Origin of the sequence: Methylobacter sp. (assembly GCF_004322395.1) — a bacterium.
Lineage (GTDB): Bacteria > Pseudomonadota > Gammaproteobacteria > Methylococcales > Methylomonadaceae > Methylobacter_A.
The window spans coordinates 1-5,098 of sequence record NZ_SCTW01000112.1; the positions used below are offsets into that span (position 1 = coordinate 1).

Here is a 5,098-nt window from a genome sequence, read left to right on the forward strand (position 1 = left end):
GGGGCAGGAGCCCCTTCTGCTGACCCTCGACAAAAGCGAGGAGCACAGGAACAAAGCGGCAACCGGGTCGCCTTTTCTTTGGTTACTTTCTTTTGGCGACGCAAAAGAAAGTAACTCGCCATCGGGTGCGAGAACCCGATTCAAATAACTGTCGCACTAGCGACACCTTTAATACTGAGATATTAAAGCAGTCTAAATTCGACTAATTGCGTAACATCAGTTGTTCATTACTTTATCAGCATCTGCAAGTGATTTGCGGCGCCAACGTGGGTTGCCATTGAGGAATTGGTATTGCTCAGGGTCAGGAGGAGGGAGATTTGTGTAATTAGTTTTTTGTCTAGTTTTTATAATGATTATACTTAGGCAGCTAAAAAGCCATTTGGTATGTTGCTGAACGCGGAAAACATCCACGTTCCGACGGTCATAGTAAGGTAGGCTGGACAACATCTTTTCATTGGCCAACATTTTGACTATACCGTTAGCTGACTGCATCACCCCGGCAGTCAGCTAACTCATTCAATGGGGTAGAGAGAAAGGAAAAAAATTATGAATTGGTATCTGGAAACTTTAAAAAAGTACGCTGTGTTTAGCGGAAGAGCCAGAAGAAAAGAGTATTGGTACTTTTTTTTGTTTAACTTTCTTATCAGTATCCTTTTGGTGGTCATTGACTCTGCAATGGGTACTGTTAGCGCTGAAACCGGCCTCGGCCTGTTGAGCGGTATTTACTCGCTGGCCGTTTTGATTCCCGGCATATCGGTAACGGTTCGGAGACTTCATGACACTGACCGTAGCGGTTGGTGGTGTTTTATCGCCTTGATTCCGGTCATCGGCGGCATCGTGCTTTTGATCTTTATGGCTCTGGACAGTACGCCCGGCGATAATCAATATGGCCCAAACCCAAAGTAGCGTGTAGGCTGGATGATTCCAGTGGAATCTAAGCACAAGGATGTGAATTCAATATATCCAACGCATCTGTCCCTAAATGGGTTTGCAACCCAGCTTTCAGAACATAAGTTCGTGCATTACAAATCCTGTCTAAAAAAATTACGTTGTAATTAATTGATTTAGAATAATTCCTCAATAATAAGGGGTGATGGTTCATTATCCCGAAGCTCTAAAAAATCCTATTTGAGTTACAATCGACCAACGCTTTGCCTTGGCGCCGGACGTTATAAGGTATTAGCTCATCTATAAGCTGCATAATTTAGAAATTGGAGTTGAATCAAATGTTAAAACCCGCCGTTATTAGTTTGGTACTGCTGTTTTTAGCTGCGCCTGCTGTTGCCGAAGAAGAACCTACAATGCATCAAGTCTATTTGGCGGCTGAAGCAGGGAAATTTAATGAAGCGCAGTCTATGATGGACAAAGTGCTGCGCGCCCACCCGAACAGCGCCAAGGCGCATTTTGTAGAGGCCGAATTGTTGGCAAAACAAGGCTTACTCAGCAATGCCGGCGCCGAACTGAATACAGCTGAACGCTTGCAGCCGGGATTGCCTTTTGCGAAGCCGGAAGCGGTAAAAAACCTTAAGAGCCGCATTTCTTCACCATCAACACCATCAAATGGCGCAGTGCAACCCAATGTCGCCGCTCCTCAGAGTCTACCGTTTTCCGTTAGTGATTGGATGCCATGGATCCTTTTGATCTTAGGTATCGGTTTAGTCGTGTTATTAATTGGATACATGAGTCGGCGAAATTCCAATGTGATTCCCGCCAATAGTTATGGTGGAAATGCTCCCGGCTCAAATATAGCAACTCCCGGCATGAACGGGGCAGGCCCGGCAATCGGACAACCCGCTGCCGGAGGAATGGGTTCGGGTATTATGGGGAGTCTGGCTACAGGGGCAGCCTTGGGCGCCGGGGTCGTGGCAGGCGAAGCGCTGATGCATCATTTTATCGATGGCGATAAGGATAACGTTATCCACGAACCGCCACACCATGATCCTTCTCCATGGAGCACACCCGGTAGCATAAGCGAAAATAACGATATGGGCGGTACTGATTTCGGTATAGCGGACGCGTCGTCATGGGATGACGATGGGGCTAGCGGCGGAGACGACTGGACTTGATAATGTCTTATAAGATCATAAAGATAAATATCTTATCTTCATTCTTTAACCGAGCAAAATAATGACTGCATACTATCAACGAATATCCCCTCTTTCTCTTGCCATCGTTGTAACAACTGTGGCATTACTCACAGCCTGTACTGAGAAGACAGCGGACAGTAATCAGGCAAAAACAATCGTGCCCGCTGTGGTCACTGTGACAGAAGACAAGGTGGCTCAATTGCAAAGGGAAGCACAGGCAGGAGATCCTGATGCGCAATATAATCTTGCTTATATGTATGAAAATGGCAAAGGCGTACCCAAGAATGAAGCTAAGGCTCTTAAGTTGTATCAGCAAGCCGCAGATCAGGGACATTCTGCGGCGCAAAATAATCTTGATGTGATGAGTTCGTCTAAATAAATGGAATCCTTTAAAAATGCTTAACCGGATCAAACTTTTTTTTGAGCAACATCTTGCGCTTTCAGCGCCGGAAGACATTACAGAAGATAAGCTACAGCTTGCGACTATCGTTTTATTCTTGGAAATGATGCATATGGACGATAAGGTCGAGGAAAAAGAACAAGCAATTATTTTATCTCTGGTTCAACAAAATTTCTCTTTAAATGCTGAGCAAGCGGCTTTTTTAATAGAGTTGGCCGAACAACAAAGAAAGCAGGCGACTGATTACTTTCAATTCACTTCCTTAATCAATAAGGAATACAGTTTGGAGCAAAAAGTTCGATTAATTGAATCGCTATGGAAAATTGCATTTATTGATGGCGTATTGGATATGAACGAAGAATATCTAGTGCGAAAAATTGCTGATCTTTTGCATGTACCTCATACCGCTTTCATTATGGCAAAGAACCGGGTAGGACCGGAGACCGGCAAAGTTTGAGATTAATCGATTAGTCTAAAAATGCTTATGAGAAATCATTATTCCAGCGGTCTTTCCGATCATATTTTGCCTAATTCTGCAATGGTGGCCGGTCTTTATCAAGGGCCAAGGGCAACGGCGGGTATTTTATTTATGTTTTTAAAAATTACATAAAATAAGCAAACTATGGGAATGAGATCGATAAAAACACATTTAACTGTCGCGCTGTTATTATGCATTCTGCTGCCCACTGGATTGATAGGCGCGACAGCCTACTGGTTCTTATACAACGGCATCAGAGAAAATCGTATCAAAGACGTAGGCGATATAGCCGAAGTACGCTATGAAGAATTGCGTATACGGTTGCACAGAGACAACGAGCGCGGCAAAGCTTTACTGGATAGATTGATTTCCTCCTGTGGCTACAGTAACGGGAGCATCAATGACTGCGTTCGAGCCACACTGGAGCAGTTTGCCGCCATCAATCATACAGCCGGCTTGACTTTCCATTCAGGAGTCGAGAGCGATCTTATCTTGGGTAGCGCTATCCCTTTCGATAAGTTAAATAAACCGTTCCTGCCCGGACAGATAGCGGCAATCTCTACAGTGAATGGCGCTTCATTGTTGTCCTTGATTGCTGCCGATTCAAAATCCGGCTTTAGCCTGATAACGACCTATCATGGACAGGAACTGCAAGATATTTTCGTCGGTTCAAAAGTGTTAGGGCAATCGGGAGAAACTTTTCTGGCCGATAATCAGGGGTTTTTCATCACCAAACCGCGCTATCCATCGCAACAAGGAGTCATCAAACCCATTTCTGCTATACCGATGCAACACTGCTTACGCCGTGAAAACGATGAAGTTCTTGGTTTCGATTATCGCGATACATCTATTATCCATGGTTTTCGGTTCGTGCCGGAAATCGGCGGGGGCTGTGTTATGGCTCATATCGATCAGGCAGAAGCTTTTGCACCATTAACACGATTGGTCATGAGCCTGAGCGTCGTAGCGTTCCTTTTTGCTTGTTCTGCCTGGTTAATCGCAACGCTGATTGGCAGGAGCATGTCCAAACCTATTATTGCGCTGGCTGACATGGCGCGGGCCTTGTCCCGGGGAGATTTCACACAGCGAGTTTCCTCAACAGGTTACCGTGAAATCGCTGAATTGTCGCAACTGTTCAATAATATGGCCGAGCAGTTGGACAACACCCTCAGCCGATTAAAAGCATCCGAACATGAACTGGCGCAAACGGTTGCCGAACGTACCTCAGAACTCCATGAGCGGCATGAAAAATACCGTTCGGTTATTCGAACCACCGGAGAGGGTTTCTGGCAAGTGGGTAAAGATGGCCGCCTGTTGGAAGTCAATCCTGCATATGCCCGTCTTTCCGGATATTCAGAGGCAGAATTGGTCGGTATGCGGATCACCGATCTGGAAGCGTTGGAATCACCGGAGCAAACGGTTGAACATGTTCGCAAAATTATGCTATATGGAACGGATACGTTTGAAACCCAGCATCGTCGTAAGGATGGGAGTGTGTGGGATGTTGAAGTCAATGCTTCTTTCATCGGCGAAGATGAAGGATTCTTTGTCGGCTTCTTCAAGGACATTACCGAAAGAAACCGAGCCAAACAAGAATTACGCATTGCCGCCACTGCTTTCGAAACTTTGGAAGGCATCACTATCACGGATGCCGATGAAATTATCATACGCGTCAACCGGGCATTTACCCAGATTACCGGCTACACACCGGAAGAAGTCATCGGCAAAAAGACTTCAATTCTTAAATCAGGACATCATGATCAGGACTTTTATCGGGCCATGCATTGTGCTTTGCAAAGCGATGGTCAATGGGAAGGCGAAATATGGGATCGTCATAAGGATGGCCATATCTATCCAAAATGGCTCGCTATAACGGCTGTCAAAGATGATTTGGGGCGCATTACCCACTATGTAGGTAATTTCACGGATATCACCGAACGAAAGGCTTCCGAAGAAAAAATTAAAAGTCTGGCCTTCTACGATACGTTGACGGAGTTAGCGAATCGGCGTCTCCTGACTGAGCGTCTGGAGTACGCTATCGGCATTCAATCACGCACTGAAATTTACGGTGCGTTGCTATTTCTCGATCTGGATAATTTTAAAGTATTAAACGATACCCAAGGACATAAGGTG

The 5,098-nt window shown here is 45.4% G+C and carries 5 protein-coding genes; all 5 read left to right on the plus strand.

The window, feature by feature from the left end:
• Nucleotides 1-546 precede the first annotated feature (546 nt).
• Entirely contained in the window at nucleotides 547-906 is a 360-nt protein-coding gene (locus tag EPO18_RS15375) for a DUF805 domain-containing protein (protein WP_292434724.1), read from the plus strand.
• Between the two features lie 320 nt (nucleotides 907-1,226).
• Nucleotides 1,227-2,066, plus strand: a complete 840-nt coding sequence (locus tag EPO18_RS15380) for a tetratricopeptide repeat protein (protein WP_292434726.1) — start codon at nucleotides 1,227-1,229, stop codon at nucleotides 2,064-2,066.
• 61 nt (nucleotides 2,067-2,127) lie between these two features.
• Complete coding sequence (locus EPO18_RS15385) at nucleotides 2,128-2,466, plus strand: tetratricopeptide repeat protein (RefSeq protein ID WP_292434729.1); 339 nt, start codon at nucleotides 2,128-2,130, stop codon at nucleotides 2,464-2,466.
• Between the two features lie 16 nt (nucleotides 2,467-2,482).
• On the plus strand, nucleotides 2,483-2,944 hold the full coding sequence (locus tag EPO18_RS15390; RefSeq protein WP_292434730.1) for a tellurite resistance TerB family protein: 462 nt from the start codon (nucleotides 2,483-2,485) through the stop codon (nucleotides 2,942-2,944).
• A gap of 171 nt (nucleotides 2,945-3,115) precedes the next feature.
• Nucleotides 3,116-5,098, plus strand: a 1,983-nt coding sequence (locus EPO18_RS15395; protein WP_292434733.1) for a PAS domain S-box protein, incomplete at its 3' end; no start/stop codon positions are given.